The organism is Zestomonas carbonaria, from assembly GCF_904061905.1.
Classification (GTDB): Bacteria; Pseudomonadota; Gammaproteobacteria; order Pseudomonadales; family Pseudomonadaceae; genus Aquipseudomonas; species Aquipseudomonas carbonaria.
Window position 1 is genome coordinate 164941 of the sequence record NZ_CAJFCI010000039.1, and the last position, 26281, is coordinate 191221.

At 65.9% G+C, this 26281-nt stretch carries 9 protein-coding genes; 5 read left to right on the forward strand and 4 right to left on the reverse strand.

The window, feature by feature from the left end; all coding sequences use genetic code 11:
• The first annotated feature begins 37 nt into the window (after nt 1-37).
• Nucleotides 38-10315 carry a peroxidase family protein gene (locus PSEWESI4_RS10110; RefSeq protein ID WP_187671076.1) on the forward strand — a complete coding sequence of 3426 codons (10278 nt, stop codon included), beginning with the start codon at nt 38-40 and terminating at the stop codon, nt 10313-10315.
• Nucleotides 10316-10432: 117 nt separating this feature from the next.
• The gene (locus PSEWESI4_RS10115) at nt 10433-11101 is read left to right on the forward strand and encodes a response regulator (RefSeq protein ID WP_187671077.1); all 669 of its coding nucleotides are present in this window, start codon (nt 10433-10435) and stop codon (nt 11099-11101) included.
• A gap of 346 nt (nt 11102-11447) precedes the next feature.
• Here PSEWESI4_RS10115 and PSEWESI4_RS10120 read toward each other — a convergent pair whose 3' ends face one another.
• Complete coding sequence (locus PSEWESI4_RS10120) at nt 11448-12959, reverse strand: sensor histidine kinase (RefSeq protein WP_187671078.1); 1512 nt, start codon at nt 12957-12959, stop codon at nt 11448-11450.
• A gap of 685 nt (nt 12960-13644) precedes the next feature.
• Here PSEWESI4_RS10120 and PSEWESI4_RS10125 point away from each other — a divergent pair.
• Nucleotides 13645-19884 (forward strand): peroxidase family protein, encoded by a 6240-nt coding sequence (locus tag PSEWESI4_RS10125; RefSeq protein WP_187671079.1) that lies wholly within the window; start codon nt 13645-13647, stop codon nt 19882-19884.
• 105 nt (nt 19885-19989) lie between these two features.
• On the opposite strand, the gene PSEWESI4_RS10130 is transcribed toward PSEWESI4_RS10125, so the two are convergent.
• On the reverse strand, nt 19990-21168 hold the full coding sequence (locus tag PSEWESI4_RS10130) for a vWA domain-containing protein (RefSeq protein ID WP_187671080.1): 1179 nt from the start codon (nt 21166-21168) through the stop codon (nt 19990-19992).
• A gap of 69 nt (nt 21169-21237) precedes the next feature.
• Entirely contained in the window at nt 21238-22083 is an 846-nt protein-coding gene (locus PSEWESI4_RS10135) for an AAA family ATPase (RefSeq protein ID WP_187671081.1), read from the reverse strand.
• Nucleotides 22084-22297: 214 nt separating this feature from the next.
• Here PSEWESI4_RS10135 and cysK point away from each other — a divergent pair, with 214 nt between their 5' ends.
• Together cysK and PSEWESI4_RS10145 are read left to right on the forward strand one after the other, a co-directional pair.
• Nucleotides 22298-23272, forward strand: a complete 975-nt coding sequence (gene cysK / locus PSEWESI4_RS10140) for a cysteine synthase A (protein ID WP_187671082.1) — start codon at nt 22298-22300, stop codon at nt 23270-23272.
• A gap of 298 nt (nt 23273-23570) precedes the next feature.
• Nucleotides 23571-25241 carry an MFS transporter gene (locus tag PSEWESI4_RS10145; protein WP_187671083.1) on the forward strand — a complete coding sequence of 557 codons (1671 nt, stop codon included), beginning with the start codon at nt 23571-23573 and terminating at the stop codon, nt 25239-25241.
• Nucleotides 25242-25350: 109 nt separating this feature from the next.
• Here PSEWESI4_RS10145 and PSEWESI4_RS10150 read toward each other — a convergent pair whose 3' ends face one another.
• Entirely contained in the window at nt 25351-26259 is a 909-nt protein-coding gene (locus PSEWESI4_RS10150; RefSeq protein WP_187671084.1) for a DMT family transporter, read from the reverse strand.
• Nucleotides 26260-26281: the final 22 nt, after the last annotated feature.

The window sequence follows — 26281 nt, forward strand, 5'->3', positions numbered from 1 at the left end:
TTGCGCTCTACAGAGCCGAGCATCGAGGAAGCAGAAAATGGCCAACTACATCAAATCCGACCTGGAGTTCATCCTTCAGCAGATCCTGATCGCCGAAGCCCATGCGAACGGGGAAGACCTTCTCTCCCTGCTGCCGAACTCGCAGGTGCCCTGGGGGCTGCGGACCGTCGACGGTTCGTACAACCATCTTGTCCAGGGGCAGACCGAGCAGGGTGCATCCGACCAGTTGTTCCCGAGGATGCTGGATCCCGAGTTCCGCAATGATCAGGACGGCGACCAGTTCGACATGAACGGCCCCGCTCCCGGTGGCCTGGTGACCAACACCGACTACGGTGGGCCGGGGGACGTGGTGGATGCCGACCCACGGATCATCTCCAACCTGCTCGTCGACCAGACCATCAACAACCCGGCGGCGGTACAGGCGTTCATCGATGCCGGCATGGGTTACCTGGACGACAATGGCGTGCTGCGCGACATGGACGACAACGTGATCCCCGCCGGCCAGCCGCTGTTCATCCCCAACACGGCGCCGGACGAAGGCCTGTCGGCCGGCTTCAACGCCTGGTTCACCTTCTTCGGGCAGTTCTTCGACCATGGCCTGGACCTGGTCCAGAAGGGTGGCAGCGGCACGATATTCATCCCGCTGCAGCCCGGAGACCCGCTCTACAATCCGGCGTCGCCGCAGACCAACTTCATGGTGGTGTCCCGCGCCACCAACCAGCCGGGGCCGGACGGGATTCTCGGCACCGCCGACGACATCCACGAGCACGTCAACCTGACCACGCCGTTCGTCGACCAGAACCAGACCTACAGCTCGCATGCCTCGCACCAGGTGTTCCTGCGCGAGTACGTGCTGAATGCCGAAGGCAGGCCGGTCGCCACCGGCAAGCTGATCACCGGCGTGAATGGCGGCATGGCCACCTGGGCCGACGTCAAGGCGCAGGCCCGTGAGATTCTCGGGATCGAACTCAACGATTTCGACGTCTTCAGCGTGCCGCTGCTGGCCACCGACCCCTACGGCAACTTCCTTCCCGGCGCCAACGGCTTCCCGCAGCTCGTCACCACGACCGGCCTGCTGGAAGGCAACCTGCTGACGCCGGTTGCCGCGAGCCTGGCGATCAGCACCGGGCATGCCTTCCTCGACGACATCGCGCACACCGCCAGTCCACGCCACAGCCAGACCGGCGCGCCCTTGCTGGCCGATGCCGACGGCATCGCCGGCAACAACCCCGGTGCCGGTTTCTACGACAACGAACTGCTCGATGCGCACTACATGGCCGGCGATGGCCGGGTCAACGAGAACATCGGCCTGATCGCCGTGCACCATGTGTTCCACTCCGAGCACAATCGGCTGGTCGACCATACCAAGGACGTCATCCTGCAGTCGGGCGACGTGGCGTTCCTGAACCAGTGGCTGCTGGAGTCGGTCACCTCGATTCCCGCCGACACTTCGACCCTGGTGTGGAATGGCGAGCGTCTGTTCCAGGCCGCCAAGTTCGGCACCGAGATGCAGTACCAGCACCTGGTGTTCGAGGAGTTCGCCCGCAAGGTGCAGCCGCTGGTCGATGAGTTCCTCATCCCGACCGGCTTCGACGCCACCATCGATCCGTCGATCGTCGCCGAGTTCGCCCATACCGTGTATCGCTTCGGCCACTCGATGCTGACCGAGACGGTGGATCGCTTCGATCCCGAGTTCAACCTCGTCGACGGCGACGAACAGCTCGGCCTGATCCAGGCCTTCCTCAATCCGCTGGCGTTCGCCGCCAGCGGGCCCACCCCGGACGAGGCGGCCGGTGCCATCGTGCGCGGGGTGACCCGCCAGCTCGGCAACGAGATCGACGAGTTCGTCACCGAGGCGCTGCGCAACAACCTGCTCGGCCTGCCGCTGGACCTGGCGGCGATCAACATCGCCCGGGGCCGCGATACCGGCGTGCCGTCGCTGAACGCGGCGCGCACGGAGTTCTACGCGATGACCGGCGACAGCCAACTGAAGCCTTACAACAGTTGGGTCGACTTCCTCGGCAACCTCAAGCACGAGCTGTCGATCGTCAACTTCATCGCCGCCTACGGTACCCACGCCACCATCGTCAACGCGTCCAGCCTGGGCGCCAAGCGCGATGCGGCGATGGCCATCGTGTTCGGTGGCGCCGGGGCGCCTGGCGACCGCATCGACTTCCTGTACGGCACCGGCGCCTGGGCCAACCAGGAAACCGGGCTGAACCTGGTGGACTTCTGGATCGGCGGGCTGGCCGAGAAGATCATGCCGTTCGGTGGCATGCTCGGCTCGACCTTCAACTTCGTGTTCGAGACGCAGATGGAGGCGTTGCAGAACGGCGACCGCTTCTACTACCTGGCGCGCCTCTCGGGGCTGAACTTCCTCACCGAGATGGAAGACAACTCGTTCGCCAAGATGGTGATGCGCAATACCGATGCGTTCCACCTGCCGGCGGACATCTTCTCGACGCCGGGGCTGATCCTCGAGGTCGACCAGAGCCGGCAGTTCAACGAGGGGCTGGGCAGTGACGACCCCGAGGGCGACAACCCGCTGATCCCGCTGGTCATTCGCGACAACCCGGCGACCCCGGGGCCGGATGGCAACTACCTGCACTACACCGGTGACGAGCACGTGGTGCTGGGCGGTACGTCCGGCAACGACATCATGATCGGCAGCATCGGCGACGACACGCTGTGGGGCGACGAGGGCAACGACCGCCTGGAAGGCGGCGACGGCAACGACGTGATCGAGGGCGGCGCCGGCGATGACATCATCACCGACCGGGGCGGCGACGACGTCATCAAGGGCGGCGACGGCAACGACGTGATCCACGGCGGCAACGGCTTCAACCTGATCCTCGGCGGCCACGGCAACGACTTCATCATCACCGGCGAGGATGTGTCGGAAACCTTCGGCGGGCCCGGCAACGACTTCATCCTCGGTGCCAAGGGCAACCTGCAGACCGCCGGCAACGAGGGCGACGACTGGATCGAGATCGGCACCCAGGACGGCGCGCCCGGCGACAACTTCGATCCCTTCACCACCGACTCGGTGAACGGCCATGACGTGTTCATCACCGGGCCCGGCTTCGACGAGATCATCGGCGAGGGCGGCGACGACATCATGGTCGGGTCCGATGGCGCCGACCACTTCGAAGGCAACTCCGGCTTCGACTGGGCCAGCTACAAGTTCGACCCCTACGGGGTGAAGGTCGACTTCCTCGTCGACGACTTCGTCGAGCCGCCGGTGGCTCCGTCCAATGCCGGCATCCTCGACCGCTTCGCCGAGGTGGAAGGGCTGTCGGGCTCGGCGCACGGCGACATCCTGCGCGGCGACAATGCCGACGCGGCGACCATGGCCACTTCCAGCATCCATGGCAACACCCTGGACCAGGAGGGCATCGCCCGCATAGCCGGCATGCAGCAGTTCCTCAACGCGCTGCTCGGCCCCGGCCAGACCTCCTTCGGGGCCGGCAACATCATCCTCGGCGGCGGCGGTAGCGACATCATCGAGGGGCGCGGCGGCGACGACCTGATCGATGGCGACCTGTGGCTGGACGTGCGGGTCGCCGTGCACCAGAACATCGACGGCAGCGGCCCGGTCATCAGGATCGTCGACAGCATTCGCGAGCTGATGATGGACATGCTCTCGGGCACTCTCAATCCCGGCCAACTGGAAATCGTCCGCGAGCTGCGCACGAGCGACACCAGCTTCGACACCGCCGTGTTCGCCGGTCCGCGCGACAACTACACGGTGACCATCCAGAACGGCATCATCACGGTCGTCGACAACGTCGGCCAGGAAGGCACCGATACCCTGCGCAACATCGAGCGCCTGCAGTTCTCCGACATGGCGCTGGTGCGGGTGGGCAACAACACGCTGGTGACCCAGGTCGCCGGCACCCAGCAGGGCGGCAACAACTCGCCGGAAGGCCTGCTGCGCATCCTCAATGAAAACGGCAACACCGAGAACAGCCCGGAAGTGGGGCAACTGCTCCGGGTATCGGCGGCGAACGTCACCGACGACAACAACGGTGGCAGCGGCGCGATCACCGGTCGGCCGGTCACCTATGTCTGGCAGTACGAGCTGGAGCCCGGCTCGGGGATCTTCCGCGACATCGTGGCCGAGGGCGGGGTGCGGCCGTCCACCCAGGATGGCCTGACCTTCCGCGTGACGCCCGACCTGAACGGCCTGGTGATCCGGGTGATGGCCATCTACAAGGACGATGACGGGGTGATGGAGATGGTGTTCTCCAACCCCACCCAGGCGGTCGATGGCACGGTCGAGTTCGTGCCGCCGACACCCCTGCCGGAGGAAAGCGACGTGGTCAGCCCCGGCGACGGCCTGCGCCTGATCCGTTCGGACCTGCAGTTCATCCTCGACCAGATCGTCGTCGCCGAGCGCCATGCGGCCGGGGAGCACATCCTCGACATCATCCCGAACTCGCGGCTGCCCTGGGGGCTGCGCACGGTCGATGGATCGTTCAACAACCTGGTGCCGGGGCAGGAGCGCTTCGGTGCGGCGGACCAGCCGTTCCCGCTGATGCTCGACCAGCATTTCCGCGATGACGACGATGGCGACAGCATCGACCTCAACGGGCCGGCGCCGGGCGGGGTGCTCGACAACAACAACTATGCCTACGACCCCAATGACCCGGACTCGCCCAGGGACGTGGTGGATGCCGACCCACGGATCATCTCCAACCTGATCGTCGACCAGACCATCGGCAACCCGGCGGCGGTGCAGGCCTATGTCGATGCCGGACTCGGCACCCTGGACGACAATGGCGTGCTGCTCGACCTCAACGGCGTGCCGATCCCGCCGGGGATGCCGCTGTTCATTCCCAACACGGCGCCGGACGAAGGCTTGTCGGCGGGGTTCAACTCCTGGTTCACCTTCTTCGGGCAGTTCTTCGACCATGGCCTGGACCTGGTCAACAAGGGTGGCAACGGCACGGTGTTCATCCCGTTGCAGGATGACGACCCGCTGGTGCTGGGCGCCGACGGCATCGCCGGCACCGAGGACGACCTGCCCGACGCGCAGCGCTTCATGGTGCTGACCCGGGCCAACAATATCGCTGTCCAGGCCGGCGAGGACGGTGTGTTGGGCACCGCCGACGATGTGCACCTGCACAACAACCAGACCACGCCGTTCGTCGACCAGAACCAGACCTACACCTCCCACGCGTCGCACCAGGTGTTCCTGCGCGAGTACGTGCTGGACGATGACGGTCATCCGGTGGCCACCGGGCGCCTGCTCAACGGCTCCGATGGCGGCCTGCCCACCTGGGCCGATGTGAAGGCCCAGGCGCTCGACCTGCTGGGGATCGTTCTCACCGACGCCGACGTGGTCAACATCCCGATGCTGGCCACCGATCCCTACGGCAGGTTCATCGCCGGGGACAACGGTTATCCGCAGTTCGTGACCGGTAGTGGCCTGGTGTCAGCCGGGCCTGGTGGTGTGGCGGTACCAGCAAATGCAGTGCGTACCAACCACGCGTTCCTGGACGATATCGCCCATGATGCCAATCCGTACGACAGCCAGACGGGAGCGCTGAAAACCGCCGATACCGATTCCGAACTCGGCCTGACTCCGGTACCGAATCCCGGTTTCAATCCCGAGCTACCGCCTGGTCCCGGCAACCCTCCGTTCTTGCCGACGTACGACAACGAGCTGCTGGATCGCCACTTCATCACCGGCGACGGCCGTGGCAACGAGAACATCGGCCTGACCGCCGTGCACCACGTGTTCCACTCCGAGCACAACCGGGTGGTCGCCCACACCAAGGACGTGGTGCTGGCCTCCAACGACCTCGACTTCATCAACCAGTGGTTGCTGGAACCGGTGAGTTCGATACCCGACAGCCCGGACGGGCTGGTGTGGAACGGCGAGCGGCTGTTCCAGGCCGCGCGCTTCGTCACCGAGATGCAGTACCAGCACCTGGTGTTCGAGGAGTTCGCCCGCAAGATCCAACCGCAGGTCGACGTGTTCTTCAACGCGACCCAGGTCTACGACTCCACGCTCAACCCGGCGATCGTCGCGGAGTTCGCCCACGTGGTGTACCGCTTCGGCCACTCGATGCTGACCGAGACGGTGGATCGCTTCGATCCCAACTTCGTGTCCAGTGAGCTGGGGCTGATCGAGGCGTTCCTCAATCCGCTGATGTTCAACCAGTTGAACAACCCGGACTTCGATCCGAACCTTCCGGAAGGGCCGGGCAACGAGCGATTCATCACCGTATCGGCGGACGAAGCCGCCGGCGCCATCGTCCGTGGCATGACCCGGCAACTGGGCAACGAGATCGACGAGTTCGTCACCGAGGCGCTGCGCAACAACCTCCTCGGCCTGCCGCTCGACCTCGCCACCATCAACCTGACCCGTGGCCGGGAAACCGGGGTGCCGTCGCTGAACGCGGCGCGCGCCGAGTTCTATGCGATGACCGGTGACAGCCAACTGAAGCCGTACACCAGTTGGATCGACCTAGCCATGAACCTGAAGCACCAGACTTCGCTGATCAACTTCATCGCCGCCTACGGGACCCATGCGGCGTTGCTGGCCGACGACGTCAACACACTGGCCGAGAAGCGCGCGGTGGCTTTCGCCCTGGTATTCGGCGGCACGGCGCTGATCAATGAGGGAACGGCCGAAGAACGGACCTTCAACGCGGACGACGCGGGCGTCGATCGCCTCGGTTTCCTGCACGGTCCGGCGGCGACCACCGGGGTCAACGACATCGACTTCTGGATCGGCGGGCTGGCCGAGAAGATCATGCCGTTCGGCGGCATGCTCGGCTCGACCTTCAACTTCGTGTTCGAGACGCAGATGGAGGCGTTGCAGGATGCCGACCGCTTCTACTACCTGGAGCGGCTGGCCGGGCTGAACATGCTCTCCGAAATGGAGAACAACTCCTTCGCCCGGATGGTGATGGCCAACACCGACGCGACCCACCTGCCCGGCGATATCTTCTCGACGCCGGGGTACATCCTCGAGGTCGACCAGAGCCGGCAGTTCACCGGCCTCGGCCCGGACGGGCGCGCCGACCCGGATGGCGGGAGCGTGCTGATTCCGGAGGTGGTGCGTGGCCCGAACTTCCTCCAGTACAACGGTGACGAGCACGTGGTGCTCGGTGGCACCAGCGGCAACGATACCCTGATCGGCAGCATCGGCGACGACACGCTGTGGGGCGACGAGGGCGACGACCGCCTGGAAGGCGGCGACGGCAACGACCTGATCAACGGCGGTGCCGGCGACGACATCATCACCGACCGGGGCGGCGACGACACCATCCGTGGCGGCGAAGGCAACGACGTCATCCATGGCGGCAACGGCTTCAACCTGATCCTCGGCGGCCATGGCAAGGACTTCATCATCTCCGGCGAGGATGCCTCGGAGATCTTCGGTGGCCCGGGCAACGACTTCATCCTCGGCACCCGTGCCAACGAAGCCGAGTTCGGCAACGAAGGCGATGACTGGCTCGAGTTCGGCGGCCCGGATGGCTTCGCCGGCGACAACTTCAGCGAGTTCGGCCTGGACGACGTGATCGGCAACGACGTGTTCATCGGCGAGCGCGGCATCATCGACCGCATGGACGGCGAGGGCGGCGACGACATCATGCTCGGCAACGGTGGCGAGGGCGACCGCTACGTCGGTGGCTCCGGCTTCGACTGGGCGGTGTTCCGCGACGATCCGCTCGGGGTGCATATCGATTTCCGGCTGCGGGCGTTCGATGAAGCGCCGATCCCGGCCTCCACCGCCTCGCTGCTGGCCCGCTTCGTCCAGATGGAGGGCCTGTCGGGGTCGCACCATGCCGACATCCTGATCGGCGATGACCTAAATGCCGCACAGATCGCGCAGTCCGGCGCCTATGGCAGCGTGCTCACCAACATCGAGCTGATCGAAGGGTTGCAGGACTTCCTGAACGCCATGGACGACCCGATCTTCGGCTCGGGAGGGGAGGTGACCTCGTTCGGGGCCGGCAACATCATCCTCGGCGGCAATGGCAGCGACATCATCCAGGGTGGTGGCGGCAACGACCTGATCGACGGCGACGCCTGGCTCGACGTGCGGATCAGCGTGCGCACCAACACGGATGGATCGGGGCCGGAACTGTTCAGGGCCTACAGCCTGACCGAGCTGGTGCCGCGGATGCTGTCCGGCGAGATCAACCCCGGGCAACTGGTCATCGAGCGCGAGATCATGGACGGCAGCGATGACTTCAACTTCGACACCGCGGTGTATTCCGGCCTGTTCAGCGACTACCAGGTGATCGAGTGGGGCGGCGGCCTGTACAGCGTCTACCACCTGGGCGAGGGGCCGGATGACGATGGCGACGGCTTCCCCGATGTGCCGGGACTCGATGGCTACGACGTGCTGCGCAATATCGAGCGCATCCAGTTCAACGACCTGTCGATCACCCTCACCGAAGGCGAGGGCCTGAACGCGGATCCGGACGGCCTGGTGACGATCAACGACCAGACCCCGGAAGTCGGTTCGCTGCTGGCGGCATCGGTGGAAGGCGTGACCGACGCGGACAACCCCGGTGGAGCGATCACCGGCCCGGTCGCCTACTACTGGCAGGTCGACCGGCTCGGCAACGGGGTGTTCACCGATATCGTGCTGCAGAACGTCGGCGGCGAGGTGTCCCGCGCGAACGGCTCGACCTTGCGGGTGACGTCCGACCTCAATGGCCTGGCCCTGCGTGTCAAGGCCATCTACAAGGACGCCAACGGCGTGCTGGAAACGGTGTTCTCGGCGCCGACGGCGCTGGTATCGCCGGTCGCCGTCAACGATGCGCCGGTCGGCACCATGCTGATCGACGACACCACCCCGACGGTCGGCCAGCAGTTGAGGGCAATCAGGGCCTTCACCGATCCCGACGGCCCCGCCAGCCCGGTGCTGTCGTACCAGTGGCAGGTGGGAACCGGCGGCACCTTCACCAATATCCTCGGCGCGGTCCTGGCGACCTTCGTGGTCACCGCGGCGCAGGCCGGGCAGCAACTGCGCGTCGTCGTCACCTACACCGATGACCTCGGCAAGCTGGAAACGGTGACTTCGGATGCGACGGAGCAGGTGAGCGCCGAACCGTTCAATGGCGGTGCGACCGACGACGTGTTCACTGGTACCCCCGGAGACGACGTGGCCAGTGGCGGCGCCGGCAACGACATCCTCAATGGCATGGCCGGCAATGACACCCTCGATGGCGGCGAAGGCGACGACGTGCTGATCGGTGGCCCCGGCGACGATATTCTGATCGGCGGCGTCGGCAACGATACCTACGAGGTCACCGAGGCTGGAGACCAGGTGATCGAAGGCGTCGGTGGGGGCATGGATACCGTCTGGGTCTACCTGTCGAACTACGTCATGCCCGCCAACGTGGAGCAACTTGTCTACGCCGGTACCGGCAACTTCACCGGCACCGGCAACGCGCTCGACAACCGCATTTTCGGCGGACCGGGCAACGACACGCTCAACGGCGGCGGCGGTAACGACGTGCTGATCGGCGGTGCGGGCAACGACACCATGTCCGGTGGCATCGGCGACGATACCTACGAGGTTACCGACGCCGGCGACCAGGTGGTCGAGGCCGCGGGCGAAGGATCGCTCGACACCGTCTGGGTCCACAACCTGCTGAGCTATGTGCTGCCGGCCAACGTGGAGCAACTGGTCTACGCTGGCACCGCCAACTTCACCGGCACCGGCAACGCGCTCGGTAACCTCATCATCGGCGGATCGGGCAACGACACGCTCAATGGCGCCGCCGGCAATGACGTTCTGGTCGGACGGGCGGGCAACGACACCATGTCCGGCGGCGTCGGGGACGACACCTACGAGGTCACCGAGGCCGGCGACCAGGTGGTCGAGCTGGCGGGGCAGGGGAACGATACGGTCTGGGCCCATGTGTCGAGCTACACGCTGGGCGCCAATGTCGAGAACCTGCTCTACGGCGGCACCGGCAACTTCACCGGCGCCGGCAACGCGCTCAACAACCTGATCGCGGGCGGCGCGGGCAGCGACGTGCTCAACGGCGGTGGCGGCAACGACATCCTGATCGGCGGCGCTGGCAACGACATCTTCGTGTTCGGTCCGAACTTCGGCAACGACCGGATCCTGGACTTCGACGCCAACCCGGCCGGCGGCCAGGACTTCATCAACATCACCGCGCTGGGGATCACCGCGGCGACCTTCGCCGCCCGGGTGTCGATCGCCGATGCCGGTGCCGACGTACAGGTGACCATCAATGGTGCTGGCGGAGGCAGCATCGTCCTGGTCGGCGTCACCGACCATAACAGTGTTACCCAGGCTGACTTCCAGTTGGCATGAGGTGGTTGAGACGGCAGGCAAGGTGTGCGGTCCAAAGAGCCGTACACCTTGTATTGAGGCAGTGAATGGCTATACGTGTTTAACCGCAGTCTCGAAACCTCATGGGGAGGATGTCTTATGAGTGACAAGATCAGGATCGGCATCGTCGACGATCACCCTCTGTTACGCCAGGGCGTGGCCACGACCCTGAAGAAGGTGGCGGACTTCGAGGTGGTGGAACAGGGCGGTTCCGCCGACGAGGCGCGGGAAATCGCGGAGCGCTGCATCCCCGACGTGCTGCTGATGGACGTGAACATGCCCGGCGACACCTTTGCCGCGGTGCGTGCGATCAGCAAGGCGCAGCCGACGGTCAAGGTGCTGATGCTGACCGTCTCCGAGTCCGAGGACGACGCCTATGCCGCCCTCGAGGGCGGGGCCCAGGGCTACGTGCTCAAGGGTGTGAGCGGGCCCGAGCTGGTGCAGGCGATCCGCAACGTGGCCAAGGGGGAAACCTTCGTGACCCCGGCGTTCGCCAGCCGGCTGCTGAGCCACTTCAGGAAGCATGCGAACGAAAAGCGCAGCGTCGACCTGACCCACCGTGAGGAGCAGATCATCCGCGAGGTGGCCAAGGGACTGACCAACCGCGAGGTGGCGCTCAAGCTCGATCTCAGCGAGAAGACCGTGAAGTACTACATGACCAACGTCATGCAGAAGCTCCATGTGCGTAACCGGGTCGAGGCGGTAACCGCGGCGCGGCGCTACTGGGACGACCAGGACACCCCGCCGGGGAGTGCCGGCGTGTCATGAGTCCGCACGACCGGCGAGGCGTTGCCTGGGTTCTGTATGAAAAGTGCCTGCGTAAAAAGAGACTCGTGGGCGAGTCCAGTCGGAATGCTCATTTACGGCCGTAAATTCGAACGCGAGCCTGCTCTGTTCCGTCGAGGGCCTGGAGTCTGCCATCAATTCCGCCCCACCCCAACCCTCTCCCGGAGGGAGAGGGGGCAGAACGGCGTGGCGGGAAAGCACCGAGCCTGATGGCATGCACGGATACTCCCCTTTCTTTCGGAGCGGGGCGCGCGACGGGCCGAAGTGTCGCTGCAAGGCCTGGCCTGGCTGGAACCAGGGCTGTTGATGATTGACGACACACCCCAGCCTAGTCCTCGCTCGGCTGCGCGGCCGCCAGGTTGAACTGCGCCTTGACCAGGGTGCCGTGCCCGGAGGCCGATTCGATGCTGAACAGGCCGCCGAGGGATTCGATGCGATAGCGCATGCCGACCAGCCCGAGGCGCGTGCGGTTGCTGCCCTGCAGGTTCAGGTCTTCCTCCGCGATGCCTTCCCCGGCATCTTCCACCTGTATTTCCAGCAAGCCGTCGTCGTAGGTGGCGCCGACCCTCTGCTGCGCGCCGCCGGCATGGTGGAAGGCGTTGTTCAGCGCCTCCTGCACGAAGCGGTAGATGCAGATCTTGTAGGGCAGCGGCACCTGCTCGGGCAGGTCGCCGAGCGTCAGTTCCACCTTGGTCTCGGTGCGCTGCTCGTGGCGCTTGGCGACCAGTTGCAGCTCCTCGCGCAGGCTCAGCTCGTTGATTTCCGGAAGCGCCAGGCCACGGGAAATGCCACGGATTTCCTGCAGGCTCTCCTGCGCCGCGCTGCGGATGGTTTCCAGGGCATCGCTGTCCACGGGCGTGCCATCGTCCTGGTGGCTGTCGCGGAACTCGGCCAACTCGTCGAGGCGTAGGAGGATCAGGGTCAGCAACTGGGCCGGCCCGTCGTGCAGGTCGGCGCCCAGGCGGCGCTGGGTCAGTTCGTTGATGGTCGAGAACTCCTGGGTGGCTTTGGCGATCTTGCGTTGCAGGGCGGCGTTCTGCCGGTGCAACTGGGCCTGTTCCAGCATCCGCTGCCGCAGGGCCATCTGCTGCCCGTCGATGATCCGGTCGCCGCGCCGGACGATCAGGAACAGCAGCGAGAGCATGGCCAGGATGGCGACGAGGATGATGGCCCACACCTCCTGGTGGATGGCGTCGATCTCGTGCTCCATTTCGTAGAACTCGCCTATCGCCAGGATCCGCCCGGTGCCGAACTCGCGCAGTGGCACGTAGGTTTCGTAGAGCGGCGTGTTCATGCTGCGCTCATAGGCGTGCTCGTCGTTGTCCAGGGCGCTCAGGCGGGTGACGATGTTGCCCTGCAAGACCTGCTTGATGGGGTCGGCCGGGTAGTAGCGGTATACCGGCAGCTTGCTGGTGCTGTAGACGTTGGTGCCGTCCGGCAGCCAGATCTTCACCGACACCACGTGCTGGTTGAGGGAGGTCTCGCTCATCATCTTGTCGATGGCCTGCGTGCTGGCCTCCGACAGCGACCGGGACGACGCCAGTTCCTGCACGTAGTCGTCCAGGTACGCCTCCATGTACAGCGCCGCTGCCTCGCCGGCGCTCTGTGCGGCGGCCAGTTTGATCTGCTGGCTCACCAGGGTGCCGACGGAGACCATGGCCAGGCCGAGGATGAGCGCTGCCGCGATCAGGAACTGGGTGGAGCGGCTGAGCCCGCGCAAGCGCTCCGTGATCCGCTGGCGCCAGGTTTTTGACTGATTGGCGGTGGATTCGACCAAGGTCTCAACCTTCGCTTCGACCAAGGACCCTGAATTCGACTCGACCTTTGCATCTATAGGCATGGGCGCGATTCCTGAATGCTTGTGGCATAGCCCGCAACGGATAGCCGGAGGCTGTCATGCATGCTCCAAGCCCTGTGAGGATCGAACAGAAGGACTTGGCGTGCCCTGAACAGCCGCTCGCCGTTCCCGTGTCCCCCATTTCCCATTTTGCTCTTGTCGGGCTTGTTAACAAGCTAGCGCAGGATGCGTCCGCCGTTGGCGGTTTTTCCCATCCAGTCCCGAGCCGTCGGCTCGTGCGGAGTGGGTGTTGCGAGGGCGTGCCGTCGTAGCTTGGCCGAGGATTCAGTGACCGGGGGCTCGTGCTTTCAAGTGCGTGGTTCCGGGTGCGATGAGCGGTGCGGGAGAGGGCGCCGCAAGCGACATCCGGGGCATGCAGGAGGGAACGCATCACTATGGACAGTCACAGTACCAACCGCAGTGAAGCGGTCAGTGTTCCGGCCAGCGTATTTCCGCTGCGCTTCCATGGGCCTCCGCTGGCCCGCTGCGTACCGCCGGAGAAAGTGTCCGGTTGCTGCGCAGAGATCGACCGGCACCGGGCGAAACGTCCGGGTACGCAGGTCCATCGCCGTTTTCCATGAGCCAACACTATCCGCCGAGCCAAGCCACACCGTTGCAATGTTGCCGTATGCATGTGGTTCCCTGACCTGCTGGTCAGGAGATTCCGGCATTGAAGGAGCACAACAAGATGGCTATCAAAGTTACCAAGTCGGACCTCGACTTCATCCTGCTGCAAATCCAGATCTCCGAAGCGCACGCTGCCGGAACCCCACTACAGGACATGATCGGCAACCCCCTGCTGCCCTGGGGATTGCGTACCGTCGATGGCACCTACAACAACCTGATTCCCGGCCAGGAACATTTCGGCTCGGCGGACCAGTGGATGCCGCGCCTGCTCGACCCGGAGTTCCGCGATGCCGAAAACGGCATCGACGGTCCCGGTGCGCCACCCGGTTTCCCGACCTCGGGCGACGAGACTTCCTATGCGGACACCAATGGCTATGTGGTCGACTCCCAGCCACGGATCATCAGCAACCTGATCGTCGACCAGAGCCTCGACAACCCGGCGGCGGTCATGGCGGCGCTCAAGTACGCCGGCTCGGCCGATCCGTTCGGCGATGCCGGGCTGGTCGCCGCGGCCCATGCCGCCGCCAAGGCGGCCGCTGAAGCGGCGGCCCTGGCCAGTGCCCCGGTCACCGCGGCGGCGGCGGTGCTTGCCGCCTCCAGCGCTACGGCCGCTGCCGCGGCGGCGGAAGCCGCCGACGCACAGGCGCTTGCCGATGTCGACGGGCTGGCCCATGCCGATGCCGTCGCGGCTGCCGCCGAAGCCGCCGAGGCGCGGGAAGATGCCCTGGCGGCCTATCAGGCGGCAATCGGTACGCCCGAGGAAGGTGCCGCGCTGACGGCCTTCGTCAATGCCGCCATTGCCGCCACGGCGGCGGCGGGCGTCGCGACCGAGCTCGGCAATACCGCCGCGGCCTCCGCCGCCAGCGCCGCTGCGGCTACCTCGGTCGCCAGCGCCGCGGCCGAGCAGGTGGCTCTCGATACCGCTGCCTACGACGCCGCCGTGGCGGACGCCGCCGGCTCCAACGAGGCCGCCGGTGCCGCCGCCGCGGCGCTGGACGCGTTGCTCGACGACCTGGGCATCGTGATGGACAACGGCACGGTGCAGATCCCCAACGTCTCGCCGGACGAAGGCCTGAGCGCGCCCTTCAACGCCTGGATGAGCCTGTTCGGCCAGTTCTTCGACCATGGCCTGGACCTGGTCAACAAGGGCGGCAGCGGCACCGTGTACATCCCCCTGCAGCCGGACGATCCACTCTACGTGCCTGGCTCGCCGACCAACTTCATGGTCCTGACGCGGGCCACCAACCATCCCGGACCCGATGGCGTCCTCGGGACCGCCGACGATATCCGCGAGCACGTCAACCAGACCACGCCCTTCGTCGACCAGAACCAGACCTACACCTCCCACGCCTCGCACCAGGTGTTCCTGCGCGAGTACGTGATGGTGGATGGCCGGCCCGTCTCCACCGGGCACATGCTCGACGGCTCGAATGGCGGGCTCGCCACCTGGGCGGACATCAAGCAGCAGGCGCGCGAACTGCTCGGCATCGACCTGACCGATGCCGACGTGACCAACATCCCGCTGCTGCGCACCGACCCCTACGGCAAGTTCATCCCGGCCGAGAACGGCATGCCGCAACTGGTCATCGGCCTGGGGCCGGACGGCATTCCCAATACCGCCGACGACCTGGTGCTGGTCGGCAATCCCGATTCGCCGGTGAGCACCGCCGGGGCCGTGCGCATCGGCCATGCCTTCCTCGACGACATCGCCCACAACGCCGTGCCGGTGGTCAACTCCCTGGGCGTCCTGCAACCCGATGCCGACGACGTGGCGGGGAACGCCGTGGCCGTCAACCCTATGTCCGGGCGCAACCTGGAGTACGACAACGAACTGCTGGATGCGCACTACATCACCGGCGACGGCCGTGGCAACGAGAACATCGGCCTGACCGCCGTGCACCACGTGTTCCACGCCGAGCACAACCGCCTGGTCGAGCACATCAAGGAAGTGATCCTGGCCACCGGCGACCAGGAGTTCATCGACAGTTGGCAACTGGGCAACGGCCTGTGGGACGGCGAGCGGCTGTTCCAGGCCGCGCGCTTCGTCAACGAGATGCAGTACCAGCACCTGGTGTTCGAAGAGTTCGCCCGCAAGGTGCAGCCGTTCGTGGATATCTTCAACGTCCAGCCGGACGTCGAGATCAACCCGGCGATCTTCGCCGAGTTCGCCCACGTGGTGTACCGCTTCGGCCACTCGATGCTCAACGAAACGGTGGATCGCATCGGCATCGACATGCAGGAAAGCCATATCGGCCTGATCGAAGCCTTCCTCAATCCGCTCGAGTTCGGCAGCGCCAGCGCCGACGAGATGGCCGGCGCCATCATCCGTGGCATGACCCGGCAGACCGGCAACGAGATCGACGAATTCGTCACCGGCGCCCTGCGCAACAACCTGGTCGGCCTGCCGCTGGACCTGGCGGCGATCAACATCGCCCGTGGCCGCGATACCGGCGTTCCCGGCCTGAACAGCGCGCGCGAGCAGTTCTACGAGCTGACCGGCGACAGTAACCTCAAGCCCTACGAGAGCTGGGTCGATTTCGCGCTGAACATCAAGAACGCGGCGTCGATCATCAACTTCATCGCCGCCTACGGCACCCACGCCAGCATCACCAGCCAGGCCACCGCCGAAGGCAAGCGCGAAGCGGCGACCCTGCTGGTCATGGGCGGTACCGGCGCGCCGGCCGACCGCACCGACTTCCTCAACAGCACCGGCGCCTGGGCCAACCAGGAAACCGGGTTGAACCTGGTCGACTTCTGGATCGGCGGCCTGGCCGAGCGCAAGATGCCGTTCGGCGGCATGCTCGGCTCGACCTTCAACTTCGTCTTCGAACTGCAGATCGAGAAACTGCAGGACGGCGACCGCTTCTACTACCTGTCCCGCACCCAGGGCCTCAACCTGCTGGCCGAGCTGGAGGCCAACTCCTTCTCGGCGCTGGTGATGGCCAACACCGACCTGGGCAACCCGGACTCGTCGCACCTGCCGGGCGACCTGTTCGCCTCGGTGGACCACATCATCGAACTGGACCAGGCCCGCCAGATCGGCGACGACCCGGTATGGGACGACCCGATCATGGAAGCGCTCACCCCGCTGGTGGACCGCCGCGAGGGCTACCTCCGCTACAACGGCGACGAGCATGTGGTGCTGGGCGGCACGAACGCCAATGACATCCTGATCGGCGGGGTCGGCGACGACACCCTGTGGGGCGACGCCGGCAACGACCGCCTGGAGGGTGGCTACGGCAACGACATCCTGATCGGCGGCGACGGTGACGACATCATCACCGACATCGGCGGCGACGATGTGATCAAGGGTGGCGCCGGCAACGACGTGATCCACAGCGGCAACGGCATCGACCTGATCCTCGCGGGCGATGGCAACGACTTCGTCATCGGCGGCACCGACGGCACGGAAGTGTTCGGCGGCCTCGGCAACGACTTCATCTACGGCGGCGACGGCATCGACTCCCTGTTCGGCGGCGATGGCGACGACTGGATCGAAGGTGGCGGCCGCTTCGACTACATCGCCGGGGACAATGGCGACATCTTCTTCGAGAGCCCGATCATCGGCCACGACGTGCTCAACGGCGGGGGCGGCGACACCGACTACGACGCCGATTCCGGCGACGACATCATGTTCCAGGGCGCCGGCATCCAGAAGAACATCGGCATGCGCGGCTTCGACTGGGTGATCCACAAGGACAGCCCGGTCTCGGCCTACTCGGACCTGAACCAGTCGGTGTTCGACACCGAGCCGCTGAAGGTGCTGCGCGATCGCTTCAGCGACGTCGAGGCGCTGTCCGGCTGGAGCCATGCCGACGTGCTGCGTGGCGACGACAGGGGCAATGACCTGACCGCCGAGAACGAGCTGGTGTTCGACGAGTTCAACTACCTGAGCCAGGCCGGCGTCGACCGGATCGATGGCCTGCGCGCGTTGCTGGGCGACCTGATCCCCGACCGGCCGGCCTCCGGCGACCTGGAAGCGGCGATTGCCTTCAACGCCGGCAACATCCTGCTCGGCGGCGGCGGTAACGACGTCATCGAGGGACGCGGCGGCGACGATTTCATCGACGGCGCGGCCTGGCTCAATGTGCGCATCAGCATCCGCGATGCCGGCGGCAACGAGATCGGCACCGCCGACGGCATGAAGGGCGTCATCACCAACAAGAGCGGCATACTGGCCGGAACGCCGGCCGGGCTGACCCTCGATACCGCGATGCTGGCCGGCACCCTCAACCCGGGGCAGTTGCACATCGTCCGCGAGATCCTCCAGGACAAGGGGACCAACGACATCGACACCGCGGTGTACTGGGACGTGCGGGACAACTACACCATCACCGACAACGGCGACGGCACCTGGACGGTCGCCCATTCCGGCTTCGTCGAGCAGGGCGGCGGCACCGTCACCACCTTCGACCCGCTGGACCCGGACGGCCTGGCCACCACGCGGCCGATCCTCTCGGACGGCACCGATACTTTGCGCAACATCGACCGGCTGCAGTTCGCCGACCAGATCGTCGCGCTCAACGAGCGGAACGCGCTACCGACCGGCAGCCTGTCGATCGCCCCGTCCTCGACGGACCCGGGGCTGATGGTCGCCGTGGCGAGCGCCGTCCAGGATACCGACGGCATCACGGCCGGTTCCCAGAAATACACCTGGCAGGTCGAGGTCGCGCCGGGCGTGTGGAGCAACGTCGGCAGCGGTCCGAACTTCCGTCCGGGCGCCGCCGAAGCGGGGCTTGCCTTGCGGGTCATACTGACCTTCATCGATGGCAAGGGCGTCACCGAACGGCTCTTCTCGGCGCCGCTCACCAGCCACGTCAACAGCCTGCCGAGCGGGCTGCCGTCGATCAACAACACGAGCCCCGGCACCGGCCAGGTCCTGCTCGCGGACCTGAGCGCCATCGTCGATGTGGACGGCCTGGAAGGCGTGACCTTCTCCTACCAGTGGCAGGCCGGAGCGGGGGACAGCTTCGTCGACATCCCCGGCGCCACCGGGGCCAGCTTCACCCCGACCCTGGATCAGGTCGGCCAGCAGCTTCGCGTGGTGGTCCGCTATACCGACAACGGCGGCACCCTCGAGACGCTGACCTCGGCGGCCACCGCAGTGGTTACCAGCCTGATCGTCGGCACGCCGGGGCAGAGCAATGTCCTGGTCGGCACGGCGCTGGACGACACGCTCCAGGGCATGGAGGGCGACGATGTGCTGATCGGTGGTGCCGGCAACGACATCATGATCGGCGGCGCCGGCAACGACACCTACGAGGTCACCGAGGCCGGTGATCAGGTGATCGAGGAGGCCGGCGGCGGGATCGACACGGTGTGGGTCTACCTGCCGAGCTATACGCTGGGCGCCAATGTCGAGAACCTGCTCTACGGCGGCATCGGCAACTTCGTCGGTACCGGTAACGAACTCGGCAACCTCATGGTCGGTGGGGCTGGCAACGACGTGCTCATCGGCGCCGCCGGCAATGACGTGCTGATCGGTGGAGCGGGTAACGACATCATGGAAGGCGGCAGCGGGGATGACACCTACGAGGTCACCGAGATCGGCGACCAGGTGATCGAACTGGCGGGGCAGGGCATCGATACGGTCTGGGCTCATGTGCCGAGCTACACGCTGGGCGCCAACGTCGAGAACCTGATCTACGGCGGCACCGGGAACTTCTTCGGCACCGGTAACGCGCTTGGCAACCTCATCGTCGGCGGCGCGGGCAACGACGTGCTCAACGGCGGCGCCGGCAATGACCTGCTGATCGGCGGGGCGGGCAACGACACCCTGGTCGGCGGCACCGGGGACGACACCTACGAGGTCACCGAGGCCGGCGACCAGGTGGTCGAACTGGCGGGGCAGGGGATCGATACGGTGTGGGCCCATGTGTCGAGCTACACCTTGAGCGCCAACGTCGAGAACCTGCTCTACGGTGGCGCCGGCAACTTCACCGGGACCGGCAACGCGCTGGACAACCTGATCCAGGGCGGCGCCGGTAACGATGTGCTGAACGGTGGCGGCGGCAACGACACCCTGATCGGCGGCGCCGGCAACGATATCTTCGTGTTCGGTCCGAACTTCGGCAACGACCGGATCATGGATTTCGACGCCAACCCGGCCGGCGGCGGTCAGGACTTCATCAACGTCGTCGCGCTGGGCATCACGGCGGCGACCTTCAACAGCCGCGTGTCGATCACCGATGCCGGGGCCGATGCCCTGGTGACCATCAACGGTGCTGGTGGGGGCAGCATCCGCCTGGTCGGCGTCAACGACCATACCAGCGTTACCCAGGCCGACTTCCAGTTGGCGTGAGGAAGGATGGGGCCGGCCAGGCGCGAATACCGCCCTGGCCGGAACCCGCGCATACGAACAGCCCCCAGCCGTCGACCGGCTGGGGGCTGTTCGCGAGGGCCGCCGTTACTTGGACAGGAACTTCATCCCATCCTCCAGCCCGCGCAGGGTCAGCGGGAACATCTGGTCGTGGACCAGGTCGCGGACGATGCCGGTGGAGGAGGTGTAGTTCCAGGTGTCCTTCGGGTACGGGTTGATCCAGATGAGCTTCTTGTACTTCTCCATGAAGCGCTGCATCCACACGTAGCCCGGCTCCTCGTTCCAGTGCTCGACGCTGCCGCCGGCCTGGGTGATCTCGTAGGGCGCCATGGCGGCATCGCCGACGAACACCACCTTGTAGTCCGGGCCGTACTTGTGCAGCAGGTCCAGGGTGGAGGTGCGTTCGTTGGTGCGGCGCAGGTTGTTCTTCCACACCGATTCGTAGATGAAGTTGTGGAAGTAGAAGTATTCGAGGTGCTTGAACTCGGTCTTGCAGGCCGAGAACAGTTCCTCGCAGACCTTCACGTGGGCGTCCATCGAGCCGCCGATATCGAGCAGCAGCAACAGCTTCACCGTGTTGCGGCGCTCCGGACGCATCTGGATGTTGAGCAGGCCGCCGTCCTTCGCGGTGTGGTCGATGGTGCCGTCGAGGTCGAGCTCTTCCGCCGCGCCCTCGCGGGCGAACTTGCGCAGGCGGCGCAGGGCGATCTTGATGTTGCGGGTGCCCAGTTCGACCTGGTCGTCGAGGTTCTTGTACTCGCGCTGGTCCCAGACCTTGACCGCCTTGCCCTGGCGCTGGCCGGCGTCGCCGACGCGGATGCCTTCCGGGTTGAAGCCGCCGGAGCCGAACGGGCTGGTGCCGCCGGTGCCGATCCACTTGTTGCCGCCGGCGTGGCGTTCCTTCTGCTCCTCGAGGCGCTTCTTGAACTCCTCGATCAGCTTGTCGAGGCCGCCGAGGCTCTGGATCTTGGCCTTTTCCTCGTCGGTCAGGTGCTTCTCGAACTCCTTGCGCAGCCACTCATCGGGGATCATCGCCTGGAGGACGTCGTCGAGCTTTTCCAGGCCCTTGAAATAGGCGCCGAACGCGCGGTCGAACTTGTCGAAGTGACGCTCGTCCTTGACCATCACGGTGCGCGCCAGATAGTAGAACTCGTCCATGTCGGCGAACACGACGTTGTGCTTCAGCGCGTTGATCAGGTCAAGCAACTCGCGCACCGACACCGGCACCTTGGCCGCGCGCATTTCGTTGAACAGGTTGAGCAGCATGGCTGCGGGCCTCCCGGGATGCACGGATAGTCCCCTCTCCCATAAATGGGAGAGGGGAGACAAGCCGCTTCAGCGGCTGGCGCGACGGCTCATGAACGCCAGGCGCTCGAGCAGTTGCACGTCCTGCTCGTTCTTCACCAGGGCGCCGGCCAGCGGCGGGATGGCCTTGGTCGGGTCGCGTTCGCGCAGGACGGCTTCGCCGATGTCGTCGGCCATCAGCAGCTTGAGCCAGTCGACCAGCTCGGAAGTGGAGGGCTTCTTCTTCAGGCCCGGCACCTTGCGCACGTCGAAGAAGATGTCCAGCGCCTCGGCGACCAGCTCGCCCTTGATGTTCGGGTAGTGGACGTTGACGATCTTCTGCAGCGTCTCGCGGTCCGGGAAGGCGATGTAGTGGAAGAAGCAGCGACGCAGGAAGGCGTCCGGCAGTTCCTTCTCGTTGTTCGAGGTGATGATGATGATCGGGCGCTGCTTGGCCTTGATCGTCTCGTTGGTCTCGTAGACGTAGAACTCCATCTTGTCGAGTTCCTGCAACAGGTCGTTGGGGAACTCGATGTCGGCCTTGTCGATCTCGTCGATCAGCAGGATCACGCGCTCGTCGGACTCGAACGCCTCCCACAGCTTGCCTTTCTTGATGTAGTTGCGAACGTCGTGGACCTTGTCGGAATCCAGTTGCGAATCGCGCAGGCGGCTCACCGCGTCGTATTCGTAGAGACCCTGGTGGGCCTTGGTGGTGGACTTGATGTGCCAGGTGATTAGCCGGGCGCCGAAGGCTTCGGCCAGTTGCTCGGCCAGCATGGTCTTGCCGGTGCCGGGCTCGCCCTTGACCAGCAGCGGGCGCTGCAGGGTGATGGAGGCGTTGACGGCCAGCTTGAGATCGTCGGTGGCGACGTACGACTGAGTACCTTCGAACTTCATCGGAAAATCCTCGAAACGGGTGACGCGCAGGTGCAAACCGGGCGGTTCAGTAATTAGGGCCCGACTATAACGCGCGAGTCGGTCGACTGGGAACGCAGGACGCTTATTCAGTCACTGAATGGTATGCCCGAAACTCCCTCCCGCTGGTGACTGGACGACCTGGAAAGCGCGGCTTAGGCTGATCCATTCCGTTTCAGCAGCAGGGACACTCCAGATGAGCCGCATCTACGCAGACAACGCCCAATCCATCGGCAACACTCCGCTGATCGCCATCAACCGCCTGGGCCCGAAGGGCGTGACCATCCTGGCCAAGACCGAAGGGCGCAACCCGGGCTACTCGGTGAAATGCCGGATCGGCGCCAGCATGATCTGGGATGCCGAGGAGCGGGGCGCGCTCAAGCCGGGGATGACCATCGTCGAGCCGACTTCCGGCAACACCGGCATTGGCCTGGCTTTCGTCGCCGCCGCGCGTGGCTACAAGCTGGTGCTGACCATGCCGGCGTCGATGAGCCTGGAGCGGCGCAAGGTGCTCAAGGCGCTCGGCGCCGAACTGGTGCTGACCGAGCCGGCCAAAGGCATGAAGGGCGCCATCGAGAAGGCCGGCGAAATACTCGCCAGCGACCCGGCGCAGTACTTCATGCCGCAGCAGTTCGACAACCCGTCCAACCCGGCGATCCACGAGAAGACCACCGGGCCGGAGATCTGGAATGACACCGACGGCGCGGTCGACGTGCTGGTTTCCGGGGTCGGCACCGGCGGCACCATCACCGGTGTGTCGCGCTACATCAAGCAGACCCAGGGCAAGCCGATCCTCTCGGTGGCGGTGGAGCCGGTGGCTTCGCCGGTGATCAGCCAGACCCTCGCCGGCGAGGAGGTCAAGCCCAGCCCGCACAAGATCCAGGGCATCGGCGCCGGTTTCGTGCCGAAGAACCTCGACCTGTCCATGGTCGACCGCGTCGAGCAGGTCACCGACGAGGAGTCCAAGGCCATGGCCCTGCGGCTGATGCGCGAGGAAGGCATCCTCTGCGGCATCTCCGGCGGCGCGGCGATGGCCGTGGCGGTACGCCTGGCCGAACGCCCGGAGATGCAGGGCAAGACCATCGTGGTGGTCCTGCCGGACTCGGGCGAGCGCTACCTGTCGAGCATGCTGTTCAGCGACCTGTTCAGCGAGCAGGAGCTGGTGCAGTAACGCCCGTAGGGTGCGCCGCGCGCACCGATGGCGTCGGGTCGCCGGAGTTTCTGGTTTATCGGGGGCTGTTTATTGGATCCCCGCGTTCGCGAGGATGACGAGGCAGAAACTCCAGCGCTCGACCGTCGTTCACGCGAGCGCGGGAATCCAGAAAGAGCGTTTTCCGAGCAGCCTGGTGGCTGATCCGGCCCGGTAAAGAACTCGACCCCTGACTTGCAGCAAGGCCCGCCAGTACCCAGCGGCTACACTGAAGACCTGTCACAGGCCCGGATCGGCCTGGCTGTTCAAGGTCTCCTTCATGCTCCAATCGGTCTCCCCCCGCAACGATCTTTCCCCCGAACCCAATGCCACGGAGGCGCCGGCCTCGCCGCCCGGCAAGGGCGTGCTGACGCCGTTCACCATCACGGTGTTCCGAATCATCTGGATCGCCAACCTGTTCGCCAACCTCGGCACCTGGGCGCAATCCGTGGCGGCCGCCTGGGTGGTCACCGAGGCGCACGGCAGCCCGATGGTGGTGGCGATGATCCAGGTCGCCTCGGCGCTGCCGCTGGTGCTGCTGTCGATCGTCTCCGGGGTGCTGGCGGACAACCACGACCGGCGCAAGATCATGATGTTCGGCCTGGCCTTCGAGATGAGCGGCGCGGTCTTCCTGACCACCATCGCCTTTCTCGGTTACCTCGACCCGATCCTGCTGATCGTCTCCATCCTGTGGATCACCCTGGGCGCGGCGATCACCATCCCGGCCTGGCAGGCGGCGGTGGGCGAGCAGGTGCCGGCGCGCATGGTCGGAGACGCGGTGCTGCTCAACAGCGTCAACTACAACGTCGCCCGCGCACTCGGCCCGGCGCTCGGCGGGCTGATGCTCAGCGCGGTCGGTCCGGCCTGGGTGTTCCTGTTCAACGCGGCCTGCTACGTCGGGCTGATCTGGGCTATCTGGCAGTGGCGGCGCGAGGTGCCCAAGCGCATCTTGCCGCCCGAGCACATCTTCGAGGGCGTGGTCGCCGCGCTGCGTTTCACCCAGTATTCCAGCGTCACCCGCCTGGTGATGCTGCGCTCGTTCGCCTTCGGGCTGTCTGCCAGCGCCATCTGGGCGCTGCTGCCGCTGCTCGCGCATCGCAACCCGGACGGCGATGCCTCGGTGTACGGCTACATGCTCGGCGCCCTGGGCCTCGGCGCGATCCTCGGCAGCGCGGTGGTGAATCGGATGCGCCGCTGGATCGGCGGCAGCCGGCTGATCAGCTTTTCCGCCATCGTGCTGTCGGTGGTGATGATCGCGCTGGGCACCCTGGACAGCCTGTGGGTGTTGTTCCCGGCGCTGCTGATCGGTGGCGGCTGCTGGATCGCCGCGCTGGCCACCTACAACTCGGCGGTGCAGATCCTCGTTCCCGAATGGGTCAAGGCGCGCGCCCTGGCCCTGTACCAGACCGCGCTGTACGGTGGGCTGGCGCTGGGTTCGTTCCTCTGGGGACACATGGCCGAGACCATGGGCGTGAAGGGCGCGCTGCTGGCCGCCGGCTGCACCCTGCTGGCTTCGGCGGCGCTGCTCTACAACTCACGGTTGCCGGAGATCGACGCCTCGAGCATCGCCCACGCCCCGGCGACCCGGCCGGGCGAGCCGACCTTCGTGTTCAACCCCGAGCGCGGCTCGGTACTGGTGACCATCGAATACCGCATCCCGGTGGCGCGCACCCGTGAGTTCGTCAAGGCGGTCAAGGCGCTGCGCCGCCTGCGCCTGCGCAACGGCGCCGAACGCTGGGCGCTGTACCGGGACGTCGAGGACCAGGAGCTGTGGCAGGAAATCCTCGTGGTGGACAACTGGCTGCAGCACCTGCGCATGCTCGACCGCCTGACCATCGCCGACAAGAGCATCCTCGACAACGTCACCTGCCTGCACCAGGGCGATGCGCCGCCACGGGTGCGTCACGGGGTCAGCTACGAGTCCGGCAATTACGAGGTGCCGGTGGCTTGAGGGGCAGGGTGTTTCCGGGGATGCCGGGAGCCGTTCGAGCTGGCCTGCCAAGCTCCCGGATTTCATCCGGGCTACGAGCGACAACGTAGCCCGGATGCCATCCGGGGGATCACGACGAAGCCTCGGCCTGCAACGCCGGCCGCGCCGGCTTGAGCACCAGCCATAGCGCCAGGGCGATCAGCAGGCCGCCGTACAGGTGCGCCCAGGACAGCGACTCGTCGAGCAGCAGCACGCCCCAGAGCACCCCGAACGGCGGGATCAGGAAGGTCACCGTCAGGGTCCGGAGCGGGCCGATGTCGGCGAGCAGGCGGAAGAAGATGATGTAGGCGAATGCCGTGCAGACCAGGCCCAGGGCGCCCAGCGCCAGCCACACCGATGGCTCGGCCAGCGGTGCCAGGGGCATGGCGGGCGCCTGCCAGGCGAACAGCGGCAGCAGGCACAGCGTGGCGCCGAGCTGGCTGCCGAGGGCCACCAGGCGGCTGTCCAGGCCACCGCGATCGGTGACCCAGCGCTTGGTCATGAAGCTGGAGAGGCCGTAGCAGGTGGTCGCCGCCAGGCAGGCCAGCGCGGCCAGCAGCACCTGCGCGTCGATCCCCACCGGGCCGGCGCCGGTGAGCAGCGCCACGCCGGCGAGGCCGAGCAGCACGCCGGCGCCTTTCGCCGCGCTGAGCGCCTCGCCATAGAACAGCGTACCGATCAGCGCCCCCATCAGCGGCGTGGTGGCGTTGAAGATCGCCGAATAGCCGGCCGGCAGCACCCTGGCCGCCAGCGCGTACATGGCGAAGGGAATGCCGGAGCTGACCACGCCGATCACCAGGGTGCGGCCGAGCATGCCGCGAAAGTCCCAGTGGCAGCGCAGCAGGCCGAGCAGTGCCAGCAGGCCGAGCGCCGACAGCAGCACGCGGAAGAAGGCGGTGGACACGGCGCCGATCTCCGGGACCAGCATGCGCATGAACAGGAAACTGGCGCCCCAGATGGCGGCGAGGCTGAACAGGCGTAGCAGGTCGGCGGGCTTCATGGCGGGGCTCCGGGCGGGGGAG

Coding starts and splice junctions, on each gene's coding strand:
- PSEWESI4_RS10110 (WP_187671076.1), top strand. CDS start 38: ATGGCCAACTACATCAAATCCGACCTGGAGTTCATCCTTCAGCAGATC.
- PSEWESI4_RS10115 (WP_187671077.1), top strand. CDS start 10,433: ATGAGTGACAAGATCAGGATCGGCATCGTCGACGATCACCCTCTGTTA.
- PSEWESI4_RS10120 (WP_187671078.1), bottom strand. CDS start 12,959: ATGCCTATAGATGCAAAGGTCGAGTCGAATTCAGGGTCCTTGGTCGAA.
- PSEWESI4_RS10125 (WP_187671079.1), top strand. CDS start 13,645: ATGGCTATCAAAGTTACCAAGTCGGACCTCGACTTCATCCTGCTGCAA.
- PSEWESI4_RS10130 (WP_187671080.1), bottom strand. CDS start 21,168: ATGCTGCTCAACCTGTTCAACGAAATGCGCGCGGCCAAGGTGCCGGTG.
- PSEWESI4_RS10135 (WP_187671081.1), bottom strand. CDS start 22,083: ATGAAGTTCGAAGGTACTCAGTCGTACGTCGCCACCGACGATCTCAAG.
- cysK (WP_187671082.1), top strand. CDS start 22,298: ATGAGCCGCATCTACGCAGACAACGCCCAATCCATCGGCAACACTCCG.
- PSEWESI4_RS10145 (WP_187671083.1), top strand. CDS start 23,571: ATGCTCCAATCGGTCTCCCCCCGCAACGATCTTTCCCCCGAACCCAAT.
- PSEWESI4_RS10150 (WP_187671084.1), bottom strand. CDS start 26,259: ATGAAGCCCGCCGACCTGCTACGCCTGTTCAGCCTCGCCGCCATCTGG.